Origin of the sequence: Pantoea sp. B566 (genome assembly GCF_024793925.1) — a bacterium.
Lineage (GTDB): Bacteria > Pseudomonadota > Gammaproteobacteria > Enterobacterales > Enterobacteriaceae > Pantoea > Pantoea ananatis.
Genome location: NZ_JANUQL010000003.1, coordinates 3,800,780 through 3,821,130, shown reverse-complemented (window position 1 = coordinate 3,821,130; position 20,351 = coordinate 3,800,780). Strand labels below are relative to the sequence as shown.

Here is a 20,351-nt window from a genome sequence, read left to right as displayed (position 1 = left end):
CCGGCCAGGCCGGGGGCGATTCAGGCGTTTACTGCAGGTCGAAACGGTCCAGGTTCATCACTTTCGTCCAGGCCGCCACGAAGTCGGTAACAAACTTCTGTTTTGCATCGCTGCTGGCATAAACTTCGGCCAGAGCGCGCAGGATGGCGTTGGAACCGAACACCAGATCGGCGCGCGTCGCGCTGTACTTCACTTCTCCGCTCTGACGATCGCGGCCTTCGAAGATCTCTTCACTGCCGTCGGTCGCACGCCATGCGGTGCGCATATCCAGCAGATTCACAAAGAAATCATTACTCAGCACGCCCACGCGGTCGGTGAACACGCCGTGATGGCTGCCGTCAAAGTTGGTGCCCAGGACACGCAGGCCACCCAGCAGGACGGTGAGCTCTGGGGCACTCAGCGTCAGTTGCTGCGCCTTATCCAGCAACAGGGTTTCAGTGGATGATCCTCCCTGTACGCGACGATAGTTACGGAAACCATCTGCCAGCGGTTGGAGTACGTTAAAGGATTCTACATCAGTTTGATCCTGACGAGCATCCACGCGGCCTGGGGTAAAGGGCACCTGTGCGCTGACGCCGGCTGCGGCTGCGGCCATTTCGATGCCGACGCTGCCCGCCAGGACAATGACGTCAGCTAATGAAGCTTTACCGGATTCCTGCTGGATCTGCTGCAGTTTCGGTAACACATCGTTAATGACGCTGGCGTTCACCGCCCAGCTGTTCTGGGGCGCCAGCGCCAGACGGGCACCGTTTGCGCCGCCGCGTTTGTCGCCACCACGGAAGGTTGAAGCCGAAGCCCAGGCCGCCGAAACCAGCTGGCTTACCGTCAAACCTGATGCAGCGATTTTCGCCTTCAGTTCACTGATATCATCGGCCGTCGGCTGATGCGTTGGCTGCGGTAACGGATCCTGCCACAGTAAATCTTCCTTTGGCACTTCCGGACCGATGTAACGCGCTTTTGGCCCCATATCGCGGTGGGTCAGCTTAAACCAGGCGCGGGCAAAGGCTTCGTTAAAGGACTGCGGATCGTTCAGGAAGCGGCGAGAAATCTTCTCGAACTCGGGGTCGAAACGCAACGTCAGATCCGTCACCAGCATGGTCGGTTTGCGCTTTTTCGCAGGATCGAACGGATCCGGAATAATGTCGTCAGCGTTGACCGCTTCATACTGAATCGCACCCGCCGGGCTGTGCGTTTTCACCCACTCATATTTGAACAGGTTCTCAAAGAAGTAGTTGCTCCACTGGGTTGGCGTTTGCGTCCAGACGACTTCAAGGCCGGAGGTAATCGCATCTGCACCCACACCGCTGCCGTGGCTGTTGTTCCAGCCAAAGCCCTGTGCTTCGATAGGTGAGGCTTCAGGATCGACGCCCACGTGACTGGCGGCGGCGGCACCATGGGTTTTGCCCAGGGTATGTCCACCCGCAATCAGCGCCACGATCTCTTCGTCGTTCATGCCCATGTTGCCGAATGTCGCGCGAATCGCTGGCGCGGCAGAAGCGGGATCGCCGCTGGCTTCAGGCCCCTCTGGGTTCACGTAGATCAGCCCCATTTCGGTCGCGCCCAGCGGTGCGTTAGCCAGGCTTTCCGGATGGCGATGGGCCAGCCACTCGGTTTCGTTACCCCAATCCACGTCCATATCCGGTTCCCAGACGTCTTCACGACCGGCACCAAAACCAAAGGTACGGAAACCTGAATTTTCCAGCGAAACGTTGCCGGCGAGGATGTAGAGATCGGCCCAGGAAATTTTCTGACCGTATTTTTGTTTTACCGGCCACAGCAGGCGGCGGGCTTTATCAAGGCTGACGTTATCTGGCCAGGAGTTCAGTGGGGCGAAACGCTGTTGACCCCGGCCTGAGCCACCGCGCCCGTCGACGGTGCGGTAAGTACCGGCACTGTGCCACGCCATACGAATAAACAGGCCAATGTAGGTGCCCCAGTCGGCTGGCCACCAGGATTGGGAGTCGGTGAGCAACGCCCGGATGTCGGCTTTCAGTGCGGAGTAGTCCAGCGTGCTGAACGCTTCGCGGTAGTTGAAGTTTTCGCCGAGGGGATTAGAACGGTTGGAGTGCTGGTTTAGCAGATCCACGCGCAACATGTTTGGCCACCAGTCGCGATTGCTGGTACCACTGCCGGCTCCACGAGCCAGAACGCTTTCTTCTTCCGATTTACCGTGATGAAAGGGACATTTACCTGAAGCGGCTACATCATTATCTTTTGGCGTGCTCATTATCGGCTCCGTTGCCTTCACATTATTGACCTTAAGATAACCCTGGCGTTAGCAGGAATATAGTCGGATGGGCCGAAGGTATTGATAGCCGATAGCTCTCAAGCGCAGCGGAAAAACGCTGCGCCTGATGCACCTGTTAACTGCCGCGATAGGTAGACCAGCTCCAGGGCGAGATTAAAAATGGCAGATGATAATGGCTGGCGCTTTCCGTCAGCACAAAATCAATTTGCGCACTGACGTACAACGTTTCTCGTCCGCCTGCGCGGAAGTATTCGCCAATCGCGGCCGTCAGGCGGTACTGTCCCGGCGCAAGCGGCTCGGGTGTCAGATCCTTCAGGCGACCATCGTTATCCGTGATGCCCCGGGCACAGGTTACCCACCCTTGTGCCCCGTGCTGTTCCAGCAACATGGCTACGCCTGGCGCGGGTTTACCCAGCGCGGTATCCAGAATATGGGTGCTGATAGTGCTCATGAAAAACTCTCCTTAAGGCGCAGCAGGGTGATTTCCCGCAGTTGTTCCAGAGATTCCTGGCGCTCGCTTTCCGGGCTGTTGTCCAGCCGCCGTGTAAGTTCATCAAGCATATTCTGTGCGCTGCGCCCTTTCGCCCGGATCAAAAAGACCCGGTTAAAGCGCGCCTCATAAGCCTGGTTGCCCTGCACCATCGCCTGCTGTAACGCATCGTCTGCCTGTTGCATGGCCGCTTGTTCGCTGCGTGATAACCGTTTTTCCTTCTCGTCGCCCTGTGCCTTTTCCCCGATGCGCGGATGAGCTGAAAGCGCCTGATTCAGATCGTCTTCCTGCCAGGCCTGGGCGAGCCGTTGTGCCTCAGCCAGCAGGGCCTCAACGCTGTGAAACGGGCGGGCCGCCGCCAGCGCCTGCTGCCAGCGAGGAATCGCGACGCAGTGCGAGAGCGCAAGCTGAGCGGCGGCTTGCGGTAGCTGGTTAAAGGTGCCTAAATCCATCTTAATGCTGCTCCGCAAGGTGACATATCGTCTGCAAATAGGCCTGAATCGCGGGAGCGACATCGGCTTCATTGACCGATTCGGCCGGATGGTGGCTGATACCGCGATGGTTACGCACAAACAGCATGCCTACCGGCCAGCGTTCTGCGATTGCGATAGCATCATGGCCTGCGCCACTGGGCAGGGCCAGGCTGCGCCCCTGTACGGTTTCAACCGCGTGGCTCAACGCCTGTTGCAATCCGGCATCGCAGGCCGTCGCCGCAATGCGGTAATACTCATGAGATTCGAAGGTTAATCCCCGACGCAGCGCAATGGCTTCCGCCTGGGTCAGCAAGGCGGACAGCAGCGCTTCAAGCGGTGCGTCCTCGGGTCCGCGCACATCCAGCGACAGATTCACCTCGCCCGGAATGACGTTGACCGCGCCCGGTGCGCAGTTGAGCGTGCCTACCGTTGCCACTAACTGCCCCGGCTGTTCGCGCGTCGTGTGTTCAATAAACACCATCCATTCCGCCGCGGCCGCCAGGGCATCTTTACGATGCTTCATCGGCACCGTACCGGCATGGCCCGCCTCGCCCGTAAAGCAGCAGTTCAGACGACGGGCACCGTTGATCGCCGTGACCACCCCGAGCGCGAGATCTTCCTGCTCCAGGCAAGGTCCCTGCTCAATGTGCAGCTCCAGATAGGCCACGATATCGCTGACGTTGCGCGCGGCACGCTGGATCTGACTGGCATCCAGCCCCACGTCGCTCATCGCCTGGGAAACCGTGATGCCGTTGCCGTCAGGATGTGTCGGCCAGCTGTCAGGCCAGGTGCCGGTAATGCCGCGACTGCCCAGCAACGTGATGCCAAAGCGCGTGCCCTCTTCATCCCCGAAGCCGATGACTTCAATGGCCAGCGGCAATCGACGCTGGCGATCGTGCAGCCACTGGACGGTTTCAATGGCGCTCAGCACGCCCAGCATCCCGTCATAGCGGCCGGCGTTGCGTACCGTGTCCAGATGCGAACCCAATAACAGTGCGGGAGCGCCGGGCTGCGCGGCCTCATAGCGACCGCAGATATTGCCCACCTCATCCTGCCAGACCGTCATACCGGCAGCCTGCATCCATTCGCCCACGCGCGCATTGGCCCGCAGGTGCTCTGGCGACAGGTAAACCCGTGTCAGGCCCTGATCGCTTTCACTGATCTCAGCCAGCGCGTCACAGCGCGCCATCACGCGCCGAGCGGCAATCTGAGCCTCGCTGGCATTCATCATCATGCATGGCTCCCATAGTGGTTCCATGCCGCCTGCGAACCGGCCCCCTGTGGCGTACGATAACCGACATGGGACAGGACCATTTCCAGCGCCGCCAGCGTTTGCATCACGCAGTCTTTACGCGCGTTATAACCCATAGTGCCGATGCGCCACACTTTGCCATGCAGCGGGCCAAAGGACGTGCCGATCTCAATACCAAAATCCTCCAGCATGAGCTTACGCACTTCATCGCCATTGACGCCCTGGGGAATCACCACGCCCAGGACATTGCTCATCTTGTTACTGAGATCGCCAAAGGTTTCCAGCCCCATTCCCTGAATGCCTTTCAGCATCGCCTCGCCGTGAAGCTGGTGGCGGGCAATGCCGTTGTCCAGCCCTTCCTGCAGAATCAGACGCGCACACTCACGCGCGCCGAACAGGGCGCTGGTGGCTTCAGTATGGTGATTGAGCCGTTCCGGGCCCCAGTAGTCCATGATCATGCCGAGATCGAAATAGTTGGAGTAGATCATCTCGTCGTCACCATCCTGATGCGCGTCGGTGCGGATCCCCTGCTCCACGCATTTGCGCTTGCGGACTATCGCCGCCATCTCATCGCTTAACGTGATCGGGGAGGTTCCGGACGGGCCGCCCAGGCATTTCTGCATGCCCGCGGAGACCGCATCCAGCCCCCATGCATCGGTTTCCAGCGCATTGCCCGCCAGCGACGCCGTCGCATCGGTATAGAACAGCACGCCATATTTTTTGCAGATGGCACCCAACTCAGCCAGCGGCTGCAGCATGGTGGTCGAGGTATCGCCCTGCACGGTCAGCAACAGGCGCGGTTTGACTTTTTTGATGGCGTCTTCAATCTGGTCTGGCGTAAAGACCTCGCCCCATGGCACGTCAATCGTGTGCACATCGGCACGGCAGCGGCGGGCAATTTCACACAGCAGATGACCAAAACGGCCAAAGACCGGCACCAGCACTTTATCGCCGGGGCGAATCGCCGACAGCAGAATTGCCTCAATACCAGCGCGTGAGGTGCCGTCAATCAGTAACGTCCAGCGGTTTTCCGTGCGAAACACGCCACGATACAGCGCCATCACCTCATTCATATAGTGCGTCATCGCCGGATCGTATTGCCCGAGCAGCTGGCTCGACATCGCACGCAGCACGCGCGGATCGGCATTGATAGGGCCAGGTCCCATTAACAGACGCTGAGGAGGATTAATTTGCGGAAATTGAGAGATATCCATAGTGAATTCCTTGTTAAGCACTCAAAGACGCACAGAGGAAATAAACTGCTTTAGCTCCGCCGTCTGTGGAGAAGCGAACAGCGTTTTACTGTCGCCCTGCTCCCAGACGCGCCCCTGATGCATAAAGACCACACGATCGCCCACGTCGCGGGCGAAGTTCATTTCATGGGTGACGAGAATCAACGTCATGCCCTCGGCGGCAAGCTGTTCCAGCACTTTTAGCACTTCACCGACCAGCTCAGGATCCAGTGCAGAGGTAATCTCATCACACAGTAAGACGCGGGGTTCCATCGCCAGCGCGCGGGCAATGGCAACGCGCTGCTGCTGACCACCAGACAGGCTGGAAGGGTAATAATCCAGCCGCTCGCCCAGCCCCACTTTCTCCAGCATGCGCGCCGCCAGTTCGCGGCACTCCGCCTGGCTTTTTTTCAGCACCCGACGCGGCGCCAGCATGACGTTTTCCAGCGCCGTCATATGCGGGAACAGATTGAAGTTCTGAAACACCATGCCGACTGAGCGGCTGATTTCCCGCGCCTGGGAATCACGGTCGGTAATCGTCATACCGCCGAGTTTAATGCTGCCATCCTGATAGCCTTCCAGCCCGTTCATGCAGCGCAACAGCGTACTTTTGCCTGAACCGCTGCGCCCGATAATGGAGATCACTTCTCCCATATCGATATCCAGATCCACGCCTTTGAGAACGTGGTTGGTGCCGTAATACTTCTGCACCTGATTAATGGTGATGAGCGGCATTAAATTTTTTCTCCAGATACTGGCTGTAGCGCGACAGCGGATAACACAGCAGGAAATAGCCCAGTGCCACCAGCCCAAAGACTTTAAAGGGCTGATAGGTCACGTTATTCAGAATGGTGCCGGCCTTGGTCAGCTCGACGAACCCGATAATGGATGCCAGCGCCGTGCCTTTGATCACCTGCACCGCAAATCCCACCGTGGGGGCAATGGCAATGCGAATCGCCTGGGGTGCGATGACCCGCGTCAGCGTCTGACCAAAATCAAGCCCGAGACAGCGTGATGCTTCCCACTGGCCCTTGGGCAGGGCCTGAATACTGCCATGCCAGATATCCAGCAGAAACGCGCTGGTATAAAAGGTCAGCGCCAGCGAGGCGGCGGTCCAGGGCGCGACGTCGATACCGAACAGTCCGACGCCAAAGAAAGCCAGAAACAGCTGCATCAGCAGCGGCGTGCCCTGGAACAGTTCGGTATAGGCACGGATCACGCGCGTCAGCCATTTACGCTTTAACAGGCGTAAAAACAGCAGCGGCAGCGTGACCAGCGTGCCGCCTAAAAAGGCCACCAGCGACAGCGCGATGGTCCAGCGAGCCGCCAGCAGCAGATTGCGCAGGATGTCCCAGTCAGTAAAGGTTGTCATCATGCCTGCACCCCCAGCCATTTGCGGCCAATCGCCAGCAGCAGCTGACGCATCACAATCGACAACGCCAGGTAAATCAGCGTGGTCACCGAGTAGACTTCAAAACTCAAAAAGGTGCGCGACTGAATCAGGTTGGCGGCGAAGGTCAGTTCCTCGTAGGAGACCTGCGAAACCACCGACGATCCCAGCATGACAATGATGCACTGGCTCACCAGCGCAGGATAAATCCGCTGCAGCGACGGCGGCAAAACCACGCGTAAAAACGTCTGGCTGCGCGTCAACCCCAGAACCCGACCGGCTTCCCACTGCCCTTTTGGCGTGACCTGAATACCGGCACGGATAATTTCCGTACTGTAAGCCCCCAGGTTAACCAGCATGGCCAGCAGCGCGGCTTCACCCGCCGTGAGTTTCAGCCCCAGGTTCGGCAAGCCGAACACAATAAAGAACAGCTGCACCACAAACGGCGTGTTGCGTATCAGTTCAACATAGAGGCCCCACAGGCGGCTTAACCAACTGGGTTTACCACTGCGCAGCGCCGCGCCGATGATACCGATACTGACGCCCCCGACCGTTGCCAGCACGGTTAACTGGATCGTTACCCACAGGCCGGAGAGCAACTCCGGCCAGTACGGCCACAATGCAGGGAAATTAAGTTGCCCGGTCATTGCTCCGTCCTTATGCGCCCAGGTTGGCTGGCAGCGGCGCTTTCAGCCACTCTTCGGACATTTTATTCAGCGTGCCGTCTTTAATGCCCTGCTCGATCAGCGTATTCACTTTGTCTTTCAGCGCCGGCTCGTCTTTCTTCAATCCGATATAGCACGGAGAGTCTTTCAGCATAAATTGCGCAACAGGGGCTTTTGCCGGGTTCTGACGCGTAATGGCCGCGACCACAAGATTACCCGTTGCCACGTACTGCACCTGGCCGGAGAGGTAAGCGGATAAGGTGGTGTTGTTATCTTCATAACGTTTCACCTGCGCATCCTTAGGGGCTACCTCACTCAGTACCATGTCCTCTACCGCACCGCGGGTGACGCCAACAGATTTACCGCTCAGTGCTGCGGCATCCTTCAGATGATCGCCTTTAGGACCGAAAACGCCCAGGAAGAACGGCGCATAGGCCCGGCTAAAGTCGATCACCTTTTCGCGTTCCGGATTTTTCCCCATGCTGGAGATCACCAGGTCAACTTTGTCCGTTTGCAAGTAAGGTACGCGGTTCGCGCTGGTGACCGGCACCAGCTGCAACTTAAGTTTCATCTGCTTAGCCAGATACTTCGCCATGTCGATGTCATAGCCCTGGGGTTGCAGATCGGTCCCCACTGAGCCAAACGGCGGGAAATCCTGCGGTACCGCAACCCGCAGCACGCCGCGTTTCTGGATATCCTGCAGTTGATCGGCCAACACGTTGCCCGCCTGCACCATCAATACTGCCGCTGCTGCGACCGCCATCAGAACTTTTTTCATTATGCACCCCGGTGAGATTATGTGAAACAAAAGATTCTTATTGAAGGCATTCTGCAACTAATGTGCCAACGCGGACGCACGCTGAAAAATGCGACTTAATGGCTGATAAGCGCTATTTATAGCAATACAGAGGCATCAGACGTTGCCCCGCAGGACGTTCCAAAACGGGGCAAAGCACCAAAACGGTGCCTGTTAACGGTGCTCCAGCTCGTCAAGCTGGTGATAAAGATCGGCAATATGGTGAATGCGCTGGCGTCCGTCTGACAGCAGTTCATGCAGCAAGGCATTGGCAAGCAGGTTGATCAGGCTCATGGCCGACGCGTAACTGTCAAACGCTGACACGCTGTCCAGCGGTGCGCAAAACTGCCAGCGCGCCAGGGCGATAACGCTCTGCGCCTGAGGCTCGCACAGCGCCAGCACGGGAATAGCGGCGCTTTGCAACTGCTGCATCAGCGGCTGGATAATGCGGGTGCGCCGCCGGAAGGCGATAACCACGACCATATCCTCAGGCGTTATATCCACCAGGTCCTCGGCCAGCGTCTGTCCCGGCTGGGGCAGGATATGCACCTGCGAACGCGTCTGGATCAGCTGTTGGCGCAGGTGCAGCGCCACCGGATAGGCATTGCGCATGCCGACAATGTAGATACGTTTCGCCTGAGCCAGTTGAGCGATCACCTCAGTAAACTGCCGGGCATCAATGCTGTTTACCCACTGTGTAAGGTTGGCCATCTCCTGCTTGTAATGGCGCGACAGTAAGGTATTGCCCTGTACGGCATCGCGGTTATCCGTTAGCGGCATCCCGCTCTGGCGCAGGGTACGCAGCTCATCGCGCATATCTTTGTACTTGTCATAACCGAGCCGTTTAAACAGCCGGCTGACGGTCGCTTTTGACACGCCGCTCAGGCGCGCCAGCTCGGCGCTGTTATAGCTAATCAGATCGTCGAAGTGGTCAAAGATAAAGTCGGCAATGCGCTGCTCCTGCGGCGAAAGCTGGGGGTAATGGGTTTTGAGCCGTTCATCAAGCTGTTTCATTCAGGTCCTGTAACTTTTGTTTCAACCGCGGGGTTTAACAGAAGCTAGCATAATTTGGGCCAGATGAACCGGTTCCGATCCTTCGCGGCGATAAAAACTGGAACGGCTCTTGCTTAGTTATTGGTTCTGTACCCTGAATAACACAATGAGAAGAGCATGATTCAGAGCAATATGGCCCCGCTGGGCATGGCGGTAACGCCTCATCATCTGGCCAGTGAAAGTGCGCTGGCGGTGCTGCGTGAAGGCGGCAATGCGATTGAGGCCATGGTGGCCGCTGCTGCGACTATTGCCGTCGTCTATCCGCATATGAACGGCCTGGGCGGGGACGGTTTCTGGCTGATAATGCCGGGTAAGGGCGACCCTATTGCTATCGACGCCAGCGGCAGAGCGGGTTCTCTTGCAAATATCGACTTCTATCAGGGTGAAACGCAAATTCCACATCGCGGGCCAAAAGCCGCATTAACGGTGGCGGGCACGGTGAGCGGCTGGCATGAGGCATTGGCGCTGTCAGCCGAGCTCGGCGGCACGCCCCTGCCCCTGGCACGATTACTGCGTGACGCGGTGCGTTACGCGGCAGACGGCATTCCGGTCACGGCCTCGCAGGCCTCGGCCACCCGCAGCAAGCGCGAAGAGCTCCAGCATCAGCCCGGCTTTTCCGCCCTGTTTTTGCCGGACGGAGATGTTCCGGCGGAAGGCAGTCGTTTCACCCAACCCGATCTGGCGCGCACGCTCAGTCTGTTAAGTGAAGAAGGGCTGGAAAGCTTTTATCGCGGCACGCTGGCGCACCATCTGGCAGGCGAGATGGTCAACCTGGGCATTCCCGTTACCCTGGCCGATTTACAGCAGCAGCGGGCCAGTCGGGTCAAGCCGTTGCATGTCAGACATAGCGAAGGCGATATCTGGAATATCACACCGCCGACGCAGGGGCTGGTTTCTCTGGCGATCCTGGGCATTACCGATCATCTGGATATGGCGAATGCCGATGAAGCACAAACCATTCACCGCATCGTTGAGGCGACAAAAAAAGCGTTTGCTTTACGCGATCGGCACATCACCGATCCTCGTCATGTGGTGGACGATCTGCAGGCGCTGCTCGACAGCGATCTGCTCACAACGATCGCCAGCCAGATTGATGATAACCGCGCTGCGCCATGGGGAACCGGACGAGGCCCCGGCGATACCGTCTGGATGGGCGTCATGGACAGCAGCGGCCTTTCCGTCTCTTTTATCCAGAGCATTTATCATGAATTTGGCAGTGGCGTGGTGATGCCCGGCACCGGGATCGTCTGGCAAAACCGCGGGGCGGCTTTCAGCCTCGATCCCGATCACCTGCTGGCACTCGCCCCGGGTAAACAACCTTTCCACACGCTGAACCCTGCCGCGGCGCGCCTGAAAGACGGCCGGACGATGGTATATGGATCCATGGGCGGTGACGGACAGCCCCAGACCCAGGCTGCCATTTTTACCCGCCATGTGATCCAGCGCCTGCCGCTGCAACAGGCGGTCAGCGCACCCCGCTGGCTGTTGGGCCGAACGTGGGGACAGACCTCGGATTCCCTCAAGCTGGAGAGTCGCTTCGCGCCAGAAACGCTGGAGCGGTTACGTCAGTTAGGCCATGAGGTGGAGTCACTTCCGCCATTCAGTGAAGTCGTCGGCCATGCAGGTGCGATTGTTCGTCACAACAACGGTATGTTCGAAGGCGCAAGCGATCCGCGTAGCAACGGCAGCGCCGCCGGTTTTTGACAGGAGTACGTTATGAATCACATTGAGTGGGCAACCTATATCGCCCAAATGGAACACATTCTTCATCTGGAGCTGGACGACGCACGCCGTGCAGCCCTGCTGGTCCAGATGACGCGCATTGCCGATATGGCGGCCCCGCTGATGGCTTATCCGCTGGACGATCGTCTTGAAGTTGCAGGAGTGTACAACGCATGAGGCTGAGCGAGGTTTCCATTCAGGCACTTCAGCAGAAGATTCAGCAGGGAGAGATCAGTGCGCGCGAAGTGGCGGAGCAGACGCTGACCGCGATTGAGAAACAGAATCCGCAGCTTAATGCCTGGACGGATATCACTTCAACGCGAATGTTGCAGGAAGCGGATGCGATTGATAAACAGCGCCTGCGCGGTGAGATGTTACCGCCGCTGGCGGGCATTCCCTATGCGGTAAAAAACCTGTTTGATGTGCAGGGTTACTCAACCCTGGCTGGGGCTGAATTATTTGGTCAGCGCCCGGCAGCCAACCGTGACGCCTTTGCCATCACCCAACTGCAACAGGCCGGCGCCCTGCTTTCTGGCATGGTGAATATGGATGCCTATGCCTACGGTTTTACCACTGAAAACAGCCACTATGGCGCCACGCGCAATCCGCATGATCTGGCGCGGATCGCCGGGGGATCCTCCGGCGGTTCAGCGGCAGCCGTGGCGGCCGGACTGGTGCCTTTCTCGCTGGGCACGGATACCAATGGATCGATACGCGTGCCGGCTTCCCTGTGCGGCATCTTTGGCCTGAAGCCAACCTTTGGTCGCCTGTCCCGCAGCGGTAGCCATCCGTTTGTCGCCAGTCTGGATCACATCGGTCCCTTTGCACGCCGCGTTGACGATCTGGCGCAGGTTTACGATCTCCTGCAGGGTAAAGACAGCATGGATGCCTTTCAGGCCGATCGGCCTCAGGCACCCACGCGGCCTCAGTTGGAACGGGGGGCACAGGATTTGCGCTGTGCGGTTCTGGGCGGCTTCTTTTCGACGTGGTGTGATCATGATGCCCGTAACGCGCAGATTCAAATCGCGACCGCGTTGCAGGCTAGTGAGGAAGTGATTATGGCGGAAGCCGAACTGGCCCGCTCAGCCGCCTTTATTATGACCGCGTCAGAAGGCGGCAATCACTATCTGCCGGCGCTGCGTCAGCAACCTGAACGGTTCGAACCTCATTCCCGTGAGCGCCTGCTGGCGGGCGCGATGCTGCCGGGTGCGTGGTATGTGCAGGCGCAACGCTTCCGCCGTCATTTCCAACAGCAAATACTGCCGTTATTTGATCGGTTTGATGTCCTGATCGCCCCCGCCACCCCTTGCAGCGCGCCGCTGATAGATCAGGAAACTATTGCCATCAACGGGCAGAACTTGCCGACCAAGGCCAGCATGGGCATGTTAACCCAGCCGATCTCTTTTCTCGGCCTGCCCGTCTGTACTGTTCCACTGGCCACGGCAAGCGGCTTGCCGATTGGCGTGCAGCTTATCGGTGCGCCGTTTAACGAACAGGCGGTATTACGAGCCGCCTTTGCCCTTGAACAACAAGGTCTGACATTTTCGCCTACCTGTATGGCTGGAGCCTGATGAATACTGAAGAGATTAACCACCCCGACGTGCTGGATGCCGTAACCGCCGCCTTTTACCGTTACGAACAGGCGCTGACGGGCAACGATATTGCCGTTCTGGATGAGCTGTTCTGGCACGATGCCAGAACGGTGCGGCTGGGTGCCGGAGAGAATTTATACGGCATTGATGAGATTCGCGCTTTCCGTGCCGCCCGTCCTTCGGCGGGGCTGGATCGCACCTTACAGAACACGGTGATCACCACCTTTGGCGATGCCTTTGCCGTGTGCAGTACCGAATTCACCCGTGCAGGCACGGAGAAAATTGGCCGTCAGCAACAAACCTGGGTGAAATTCCCCTCAGGCTGGCGCATCGTCGCGGCCCAGGTCAGTCTGATGAGTTAAACCGAACCATTGCGCCAGAGGCAAGGATGCCTCACCTTCATGCTGGTCGATCATCGCCCCGGTGACCAGTGCAGGCCCCTCAGGAAAGCGAGGCAGCATCCCCGGCTGGCTTTCCGGCGGGACCGTGCTCTGCCGCGCGTTCCCGCAGCCAGGCAATCATCTCTTCACTTCCCTCCTGGCTGGTTGTCCGCGCAGGCCAGGCAAGATAATAGGGTTTACTGAGCGGCAGACATAAGGAATCGATCGCCACCAACTCACCCCGGGCCAGTTCCCCGGCAATCATGTGACGTTGCCCTAACAGCATCCCCGCGCCTGCCACCGCCGCATCAATCGCCAGTGAGGTCAGATTAAACGTCAGGCCGGGCTGCGCCACGGGCTCAGGGAGTCCTTTTGCCTCAAACCACGCAGGCCAGTCCGGCAGAAAACGTCCCTCTTTCCCCCAGTCGAGATGAATCAACGGAGCCTGGTTTAATCTGTCTGCGGCAGCAAAGGTATTGATCAGCGCGGGGCTGGCGACCGGAAAAACCTCATCATGGAACAGACACTGTTTGTTCAGCCTGGGATAGGCCTCTTCCCCAAAGCAAATAACAAAATCAGCCGGGGTTTTACTGAAGTCCACGTCGGCGTGCGTGCCATGAAGAGAGAGGCCGACATGCGGGCAGCGCGCTCGCCAGTCAGACAAATGCGGCAGGACCCATTTTGATGCCAGTGCGGGAAGCGCATACAGCGTAAGCTGAGCGGCGGTATCTTTTCGCCCGATATTCCGTTGGCCAAGCTGCAGTATATCGAAGGCTTCCGACACGTAGCGGAGATACTGCCTGCCCATCTCAGTCAGCATGACACCATGCTGAGTCCGTAAAAACAGGACGCAGCCAAGGTGATCTTCCAGCTGACGAATCTGCTGGCTCACCGCGGCTGGCGTCAAGGCCAACTGCGCTGCCGCCTTTGTCAGGCTGCCGGTTTCCGCAGCGACCTTAAATGACTGAATAACGTTAATTTTAGGCAGGCGCAACGACGGCGTGGGCATTAAGGCTTCCTTATCAGGGTCTTAAATATTTATTGGTATTCAGTACAATCGGGCCTCGTTACAGTGATGACTAAATAATCACGCGTAGGAAATAAACGATGTCTGAATCTCTGGTACGCACTGACTTACATCCTCTGTCCAGTCACGCCTGGCGTCAACAGTGTCGGACGCAACTTCATCAGCAGGGCGCGCTGGTGCTGCGCAATTTTTTACAGCCCGCCGCCTTAGCGGCCATCGTCGCAGAAGGCGATGCGCAACGCCACCGTGCTTACCATACCCAAAGTAAGCATAACGTCTACCTGATGAAAACGGACCCTGCGTTTAGCGATACGCATCCCAGGAACCGCGAAGTCAGTAGCACTAAGGGCTGTATTACTGATGACGTCATCGCGCTGGATTCTCCGCTGCGTCAGCTCTACGACGATGCACTTTTTCAGTCTTTTTTGTGTGAGGTGCTTGATGAAGAGGCGTTGTATCCCTACGCCGATCCTTTGTCGTCCATTAACCTTCACTATGCCTCGCACGGGAAAGAGCTGGGATGGCATTTCGATAACTCGTCGTTTGCCATCACGTTACTGGTGCAGAAACCAACCGGCGGCGGGCGGTTTCAGTATGTGAAAGATCTGCGGGATGCCGATGCGGGCGAGATGAATTATCCGGGCGTGGCCGACGTGCTGGATGAACAGCAGCCCGTCGAAGAGCTGGCAATTGAAGCCGGTGACCTGGTACTGTTTCGCGGACGTAATTCCCTGCATCGCGTGACGCCTACCGAAGGCGACGTGACCCGGATGCTGGCGGTGCTGGCTTACAATACCGCGCCCGGCATCGCCTTGTCTGAGACGGCCCGGATGACATTTTACGGTCGGTTGTAAACGGCACCGGCGAGCGGATGGGCTCAGGCCACACGGGGCGTTCCGCCCTGCGTGGCTTAATCGGTCGCTTTTACAGACGTGACCGCATCCACTGGCGCAGATTTTTTAACATCGTCATACAGCGTTCAAGCTGTTCAACACTGACAAACTCATCTGCTTTGTGTCCCTGTTCCATACTTCCCGGCCCACAAACCAGGGTCGCTATTCCCATCTCGTTAAATAACCCGCCTTCGGTGCCAAAGGCCACCGTGGTGAAGTCGTCTTGCCCACTCCACTGCGCCAGCCAGCGGGCAAAGTCGGTCTGCGGATCCGTCAGCAAGCCGGGATAGTCGCTCAGCGGCTGAAAGGCAATGTGACATACCGGATCAATGCGCTGCATTTCAGGCATCAGCTCAGCTTCGGCGAAGTGGCGCACACTGTCATACAGGTTCTGTATATCCGTATCGGGCAGCGTTCGCCACTCCACATCAAACTGGCAGGTTTCAGGCACAATATTGAGTGCTGTTCCGCCCTGAATCGTGCCCACCTGCAGCGTGCTGTAGGGCGGTTCGAACCGTTCATCACGTTGCTGCCTGAGCGCCGCTTCCTGATGCAAAAGATGCGCAATTAGCCGCCCGGCATAGTGAATCGCGTTGACGCCCTGGTGCGTATAGGCGGAATGACAGGCAAGGCCCTGTACCCGGCAGCGCACCGCCCGCTTTCCCTTATGTCCGTAAACCGGCTGCATGCCGGTCGGCTCACCCACGATACACATCGCGGGCTTTGCCGCTGAAGCATTGAGCATCGCCACCAGCGAGCGCACGCCCAGGCAGCCGACCTCTTCGTCATAGGAAAAAGCAAGATGTAAGGGCATGCGGAGGGGCTGTTGCAGAAAGTCATCCAGCGACGCCAGCACGCAGGCAATAAAGCCTTTCATGTCGGCGCTTCCCCGGCCATAACATCGCCCGTCACGCTCCGTCAGGGCGAAAGGCGGGACGGACCAGTTTTGTCCCTCAACCGGCACCACGTCCGTGTGCCCCGACAGCATGACCCCGCCCTCGCCGTCCGGCCCCAGACGCGCATACAGATTGGCTTTTTTACCGCTGTCGTCATGCAGCCACTGCGTCGTCACGCCTCTGTCAGTCAGGTAGTCGTCAATAAACTGAATCAGGGCCAGATTTGACGCCCGGCTGGTTGTGTCAACGGCCAGCAGTGAGGCCAGAAGCGCCCGTAAACGATCATTCATCGCCGGGCACGCCATAGGAGGGAGCCTCACGCGGATCCAACGCGCGCGTGACATAGGCTTCCATCTGCGGTTCATAGGCAAGCCACAGTTGCGTCAGTTGTCCGACAGGATCGCCTTCTGTCCAGTCGATGCGCAGATCCACCAATGGCCAGGTGTAGTCATCCACCAGTTTGAGCGCGGCAGAATGTAACGGTCCGGCTTCTCCGCCCGCCGCTACACCGGCCTGAAGGGCCGCAAGCAGCCTGCTGGCCAGTTCACCGGAGGCCGCAGCAAAAGCCGCACACATTGCTGCCGTCACGCCTTTGTCCGCCAGCATATTACCTGCGGCGATACAGTTTTTTCCTTCAGCCACGCTCCAGATCCCCAGGGTTTGGCTGCCACTGAAAAACGCCGTATTCCCCTCGATATCGATTGCGGCGACCTGACGGTAGTCACTGAATCTGTCTTCAGCCAGCGCCAGCTTGAGCGCCACATCGAGCGCGCGGCCCTGATCCAGATACACCAGAATCTGCTGCCCCAGAGAAGGCAGCGTAATGTTCTGGCTGGATACGGCCCCCACACCAGCCTGCAGCCAGGGGCAGCGCGCGCCCACGGCGATGCTGGATGAACTGATGGCGATGCCAAGTTGACCGGTTTCTTCACAACGTGCCGTTACCGATAAGGTCATTGGGTCGCTCCACCTTTCCAGTCATCCGGAATCACCGCAATGACATCTATTTCCATCAGCCACTGCGGCTGCGCCAGAGCTGAAATCACCAGACCGGTCGAGACGGGGAAAACGCCTTTGAGCCATTTTCCCACTTCACGGTACACCGGCTCGCGATAGCGCGGATCGATAATATAGGTGGTGGTTTTGACGATATGCGACAAGTCGCTTCCTGCCTCTTCCAGCAGTTGCTTCACATTTTTCATCGCCTGCGCCGCCTGTGCAGCCGGATCGCCCAGACCAATCAGATTGCCGTCGAAGTCAGTGCCGACCTGGCCCCGCAGATACACCGTGTTACCTGCACGCACGGCCTGGCAGAGATCGTTGTCCAGCGTTTGATTGGGATAGGTTTCTTTGGTGTTAAACATCCGAATACGTGTATGGGTTGGCATAAAGACAGTCTCCTGGTTCAGTTTTCTGAAGCGGCACGGTAATCCTGATACTGGCGCTGGATAGCAATATGGTCGGCGACATATTTTGCGTCATGCCACACGCCCCAGATAAACGAGGACCCCCGGCGCGACTGCCAGGGAAGCCCGAGAAAATAGAGCCCGGACTCGGTGGAAACGCCGCGTTGATGAACGGGTCTGCGCTTCTCGTCAAAGGCGTTAACCTTCAGCCAGCTGTAATCGGTGGCATAGCCCGTTGCCCAGATGAGGGTGGTGATCCCTGCGCGGACGAGATTGAGCGACTGCACAGGATGCGAGACGCTTTCCGGATCGGGCAGAAACGCGCGCGCGGCCGGATCCTCGGGCAAATCGAGGCCATGCCGTTTTACCCAGGCATCTGCCGCGTCAAGCAGGGATAAATAGTTTTCATCACCCGAGGCGATGTTTTGCGCCAGATCGGGCTTAAAGGTCACGACATCACCGGAAAAGCGCTCCGTTAACCCGACCAGGTTGATGCCCTGTTCCGCCAGCCTGCGAAAGTCAACGGTGTGGCCGCCTCGCGCGCCGCTGACCGCAATGGTGACGTGCTCTTTACCCGGTTGACTGGCAGCAGCATCCCACAGGCCGAGCACACCTAACCACCAGCAAAAATCCCGGTTGCGATAACGGCGCGGCGGCCGATCGTGCGGCCCAACAGAGAGCCAGACGTCTTTTCCTGCACGCTGCAGCTCATCGGCAATCTGCACCCCTGACGAGCCCGCGCCGATCACCAGCACGCCGCCTTCAGGCAGTTGTTGCGGGTTGCGATAGTCTGCTGAATGCAATTGAGTGAATCCCGCATCCGTGGGCGCAATCGCGGGGATAATGGGCTTCTGAAAGGGGCCTGTGGCAACGACCACGCGTTGAGCGACGAGCGGGCCTTCAGAGGTGAGGACATCGAACCCGCTGCGCCCGGCACGGGGCGCCACGCTGATGACCTCGACGCCGGTCTTGACAGGGGCTTTAATGTGTTGCGCATAGGCTTCAAAATAGTCCGCGATCTGTTCTTTAGGCACAAAGCTGTCGGGATCTTGCCCCGAAAACGTCATGCCGGGAAACCGGTCGTGCCAGGCCGGGCCGTTGGCGACCAGCGAATCCCATCGGCGGGTCCGCCATGCCTCAGCAATACGTTTTTTTTCCAACACGCAATGCGGAATGCCGAGCCGCCCCAGATGCTCGCTCATGGCGATACCGGCCTGTCCTGCCCCAATCACCAGGGTGTCTGTTTCTTGCTCTGTTATTGTCATTCCACCATCCTCAAGCCCGCCGTTTCAATGACGTGTTCCTGACACGCGATAGCGCCAAGACTATTTGAGGCAAGTGAATGGGTAAAATATTATAAAGCTAATATCTAAATAAGAAATTAATAAGCAAAGGATGTGCAGCCGATTATTATGGCCACCCAACGATTACAACGCGGAATGACTCAACACCGTGGTCAAAAATACTTTTCCTTTTCTTACCGAACTGCACGATAAATGCACCCTGCTTTTCACGCCGTCGGCCCTAATGCACTATTCTGGCAATAGTCCATAAAAAGTTTTGTTGGGCGCGTCGGTTCATTATGACTTAACCAGGCCATGATTAACGTCGAGGCTTCCATCTCATCTTCAATATCAATCTGCGCAAGTTTTTCACCGTCATAAGTCATATCCGTGTAAGGCCGGGTGACCAGCACGGAAAAGCCTAATCCCTGCCCCACCATGCACCGTACCATTTCGATGGAGGGCGAACTGTAGGCAACCTGCGGGTGATAACCTTTGCTTTTGAAAATATTGATGAAGTAATTCCTGCTGGGTACAGCATCCAGTAAAATCATGGGTTCCTGACTCAGCTCACGCAACGTGACGAGGGATTTTTGCGCCAGCGGATGCTTTACTGGCAAGAGCGCATAGGGTTTATGCGGCGCGTTCAACGCCGCTTTTTGTATCGTGTTATCCAGCTCAAGATCGTACAGGAAAGCCAGGTCGAAACGTCCGCGATGGAGCCCGTGCATCAGTTCATGCTGCTCGCCATCGTAAAGTTCAATGGTGATGCCGGGATAACGCTTTTTGAAGCCCGCAATCAGTTTTGGCATGTACAGCGGTGCCGCAGATTCGAAGCAACCTATTGCAATCGTTCCTGAAATCAGCGTGTTATCTGCACGTGAATTTTGCTCAAACTCATGTGTCAGGCGTAACAGCTCCTGGGCTTTTTCATAAAAACGGCGGCCACCGGGCGTCAGAGAAACCCCTTGAGCATGATGACGGATCAACAGCTGCTGATCGAAGGCGTCTTCCAGATTTTTAATGGAGACAGAGATAGAGGGCTGTGCGATATGCAGCTGGCGCGAAGCTTCAGCAATGCTTTCTGTCTCTACGACGGCGACAAAATACCTGAGCTGTTTAAGTGTAAAGCGACTCATAGCGTTACCTCTGTTTTTTATGGCTAACCGGAAGCCTTGCTTCGTTTTCGACTAAGTAGCGCTGCAAATGCTGTGCCACATCACGTTCAGTTAGCCTGCGTGCCCTTTATTCAAAAATACCGCCCGCCTGTTTTTTTAGCGGCAACCGATCGCGACGCTCAAAAAAAGAAATTGCACCAATAACTCTCACGTTGCGTCTTAATGATCAGCGCCCTGCCCTAAATAAGCGCAAAAAGGGAAGCAATACGCTAATTATTCCCCTGTGATATTAAAAAACACGTCATTTAAAAAGGCAGATAGCCATTGGATAGTTTTTTTAAAATCAGAACCAAAGAAATTACTAATTGCTATCGTTCCCGTCATGCCGCCATAGTGAATTACAGAATTAAATGACTAACCCTCTTCTGTTTAATG

General features: G+C 57.3%; 21 protein-coding genes. 5 read left to right on the top strand and 16 right to left on the bottom strand.

Annotation, left to right across the window (positions count from 1 at the left end; translation table 11 throughout):
• Positions 1-28: 28 nt before the first annotated feature.
• From katG to hpxU, 10 genes are all read right to left on the bottom strand, one after another.
• Entirely contained in the window at positions 29-2,227 is a 2,199-nt protein-coding gene (gene katG, locus NYE92_RS19375; RefSeq protein WP_014592998.1) for a catalase/peroxidase HPI, read from the bottom strand.
• A gap of 136 nt (positions 2,228-2,363) precedes the next feature.
• Positions 2,364-2,699, bottom strand: coding sequence for a hydroxyisourate hydrolase (uraH, locus tag NYE92_RS19370; protein ID WP_013024759.1), 336 nt, complete (start codon positions 2,697-2,699; stop codon positions 2,364-2,366).
• Positions 2,696-3,190 carry a 2-oxo-4-hydroxy-4-carboxy-5-ureidoimidazoline decarboxylase gene (gene uraD / locus NYE92_RS19365; RefSeq protein WP_022622714.1) on the bottom strand — a complete coding sequence of 165 codons (495 nt, stop codon included), beginning with the start codon at positions 3,188-3,190 and terminating at the stop codon, positions 2,696-2,698. Before uraD ends, uraH begins: the two co-directional genes overlap by 4 nt.
• Before the next feature lies 1 nt (position 3,191).
• Complete coding sequence (gene hpxK / locus NYE92_RS19360; RefSeq protein WP_072404168.1) at positions 3,192-4,445, bottom strand: allantoate amidohydrolase; 1,254 nt, start codon at positions 4,443-4,445, stop codon at positions 3,192-3,194.
• On the bottom strand, positions 4,442-5,677 hold the full coding sequence (locus NYE92_RS19355; RefSeq protein ID WP_014592995.1) for an alanine--glyoxylate aminotransferase family protein: 1,236 nt from the start codon (positions 5,675-5,677) through the stop codon (positions 4,442-4,444). The genes hpxK and NYE92_RS19355 overlap by 4 nt, the downstream gene beginning before the upstream one ends.
• 21 nt (positions 5,678-5,698) lie before the next feature.
• A complete protein-coding gene (locus NYE92_RS19350; protein WP_014592994.1) occupies positions 5,699-6,430 on the bottom strand; it encodes an amino acid ABC transporter ATP-binding protein in 732 nt (243 codons plus the stop codon).
• Positions 6,411-7,067: an amino acid ABC transporter permease gene (locus NYE92_RS19345; protein ID WP_024471625.1), complete on the bottom strand. Its 657-nt coding sequence runs from the start codon at positions 7,065-7,067 to the stop codon at positions 6,411-6,413. The genes NYE92_RS19350 and NYE92_RS19345 overlap by 20 nt, the downstream gene beginning before the upstream one ends.
• A complete protein-coding gene (locus tag NYE92_RS19340; protein WP_013024753.1) occupies positions 7,067-7,732 on the bottom strand; it encodes an amino acid ABC transporter permease in 666 nt (221 codons plus the stop codon). Before NYE92_RS19340 ends, NYE92_RS19345 begins: the two co-directional genes overlap by 1 nt.
• A 10-nt stretch (positions 7,733-7,742) precedes the next feature.
• Positions 7,743-8,528: a transporter substrate-binding domain-containing protein gene (locus NYE92_RS19335; RefSeq protein WP_014592993.1), complete on the bottom strand. Its 786-nt coding sequence runs from the start codon at positions 8,526-8,528 to the stop codon at positions 7,743-7,745.
• 192 nt (positions 8,529-8,720) lie between these two features.
• The gene (hpxU, locus tag NYE92_RS19330) at positions 8,721-9,560 is read right to left on the bottom strand and encodes a MurR/RpiR family transcriptional regulator HpxU (protein WP_013024751.1); all 840 of its coding nucleotides are present in this window, start codon (positions 9,558-9,560) and stop codon (positions 8,721-8,723) included.
• A 156-nt stretch (positions 9,561-9,716) separates the two neighbouring features.
• Here hpxU and NYE92_RS19325 point away from each other — a divergent pair, with 156 nt between their 5' ends.
• Genes NYE92_RS19325 through hpxZ form a run of 4 tightly spaced genes read left to right on the top strand, consistent with a single transcriptional unit; the run spans position 9,717 to position 13,275 of the window.
• Positions 9,717-11,303 carry a gamma-glutamyltransferase family protein gene (locus NYE92_RS19325; protein ID WP_014606518.1) on the top strand — a complete coding sequence of 529 codons (1,587 nt, stop codon included), beginning with the start codon at positions 9,717-9,719 and terminating at the stop codon, positions 11,301-11,303.
• 12 nt (positions 11,304-11,315) lie between these two features.
• The gene (gene hpxX / locus NYE92_RS19320; RefSeq protein WP_013024749.1) at positions 11,316-11,498 is read left to right on the top strand and encodes an oxalurate catabolism protein HpxX; all 183 of its coding nucleotides are present in this window, start codon (positions 11,316-11,318) and stop codon (positions 11,496-11,498) included.
• Positions 11,495-12,892 (top strand): AtzE family amidohydrolase, encoded by a 1,398-nt coding sequence (locus NYE92_RS19315; protein WP_110015520.1) that lies wholly within the window; start codon positions 11,495-11,497, stop codon positions 12,890-12,892. The genes hpxX and NYE92_RS19315 overlap by 4 nt, the downstream gene beginning before the upstream one ends.
• Positions 12,892-13,275, top strand: a complete 384-nt coding sequence (hpxZ, locus tag NYE92_RS19310) for an oxalurate catabolism protein HpxZ (RefSeq protein WP_110015519.1) — start codon at positions 12,892-12,894, stop codon at positions 13,273-13,275. Before NYE92_RS19315 ends, hpxZ begins: the two co-directional genes overlap by 1 nt.
• Before the next feature lie 79 nt (positions 13,276-13,354).
• On the opposite strand, the gene NYE92_RS19305 is transcribed toward hpxZ, so the two are convergent.
• Positions 13,355-14,302: a LysR substrate-binding domain-containing protein gene (locus tag NYE92_RS19305; RefSeq protein ID WP_259019363.1), complete on the bottom strand. Its 948-nt coding sequence runs from the start codon at positions 14,300-14,302 to the stop codon at positions 13,355-13,357.
• 98 nt (positions 14,303-14,400) lie between these two features.
• Here NYE92_RS19305 and NYE92_RS19300 point away from each other — a divergent pair, with 98 nt between their 5' ends.
• Entirely contained in the window at positions 14,401-15,174 is a 774-nt protein-coding gene (locus NYE92_RS19300; protein WP_024471622.1) for a 2OG-Fe(II) oxygenase family protein, read from the top strand.
• A gap of 70 nt (positions 15,175-15,244) precedes the next feature.
• Here the strand turns inward: NYE92_RS19300 and argE are convergent, their stop codons facing one another.
• From argE to NYE92_RS19275, 5 genes are all read right to left on the bottom strand, one after another.
• Entirely contained in the window at positions 15,245-16,414 is a 1,170-nt protein-coding gene (gene argE, locus NYE92_RS19295) for an acetylornithine deacetylase (protein WP_072136451.1), read from the bottom strand.
• Positions 16,392-17,066, bottom strand: a complete 675-nt coding sequence (locus tag NYE92_RS19290) for a DUF1028 domain-containing protein (RefSeq protein ID WP_110015518.1) — start codon at positions 17,064-17,066, stop codon at positions 16,392-16,394. The genes argE and NYE92_RS19290 overlap by 23 nt, the downstream gene beginning before the upstream one ends.
• Positions 17,063-17,497 (bottom strand): RidA family protein, encoded by a 435-nt coding sequence (locus NYE92_RS19285; RefSeq protein WP_013024742.1) that lies wholly within the window; start codon positions 17,495-17,497, stop codon positions 17,063-17,065. The genes NYE92_RS19290 and NYE92_RS19285 overlap by 4 nt, the downstream gene beginning before the upstream one ends.
• A 17-nt stretch (positions 17,498-17,514) precedes the next feature.
• Positions 17,515-18,780, bottom strand: a complete 1,266-nt coding sequence (locus NYE92_RS19280; RefSeq protein WP_014606525.1) for an NAD(P)/FAD-dependent oxidoreductase — start codon at positions 18,778-18,780, stop codon at positions 17,515-17,517.
• 245 nt (positions 18,781-19,025) lie between these two features.
• Positions 19,026-19,937, bottom strand: a complete 912-nt coding sequence (locus NYE92_RS19275; protein ID WP_015700906.1) for a LysR substrate-binding domain-containing protein — start codon at positions 19,935-19,937, stop codon at positions 19,026-19,028.
• Positions 19,938-20,351: the final 414 nt, after the last annotated feature.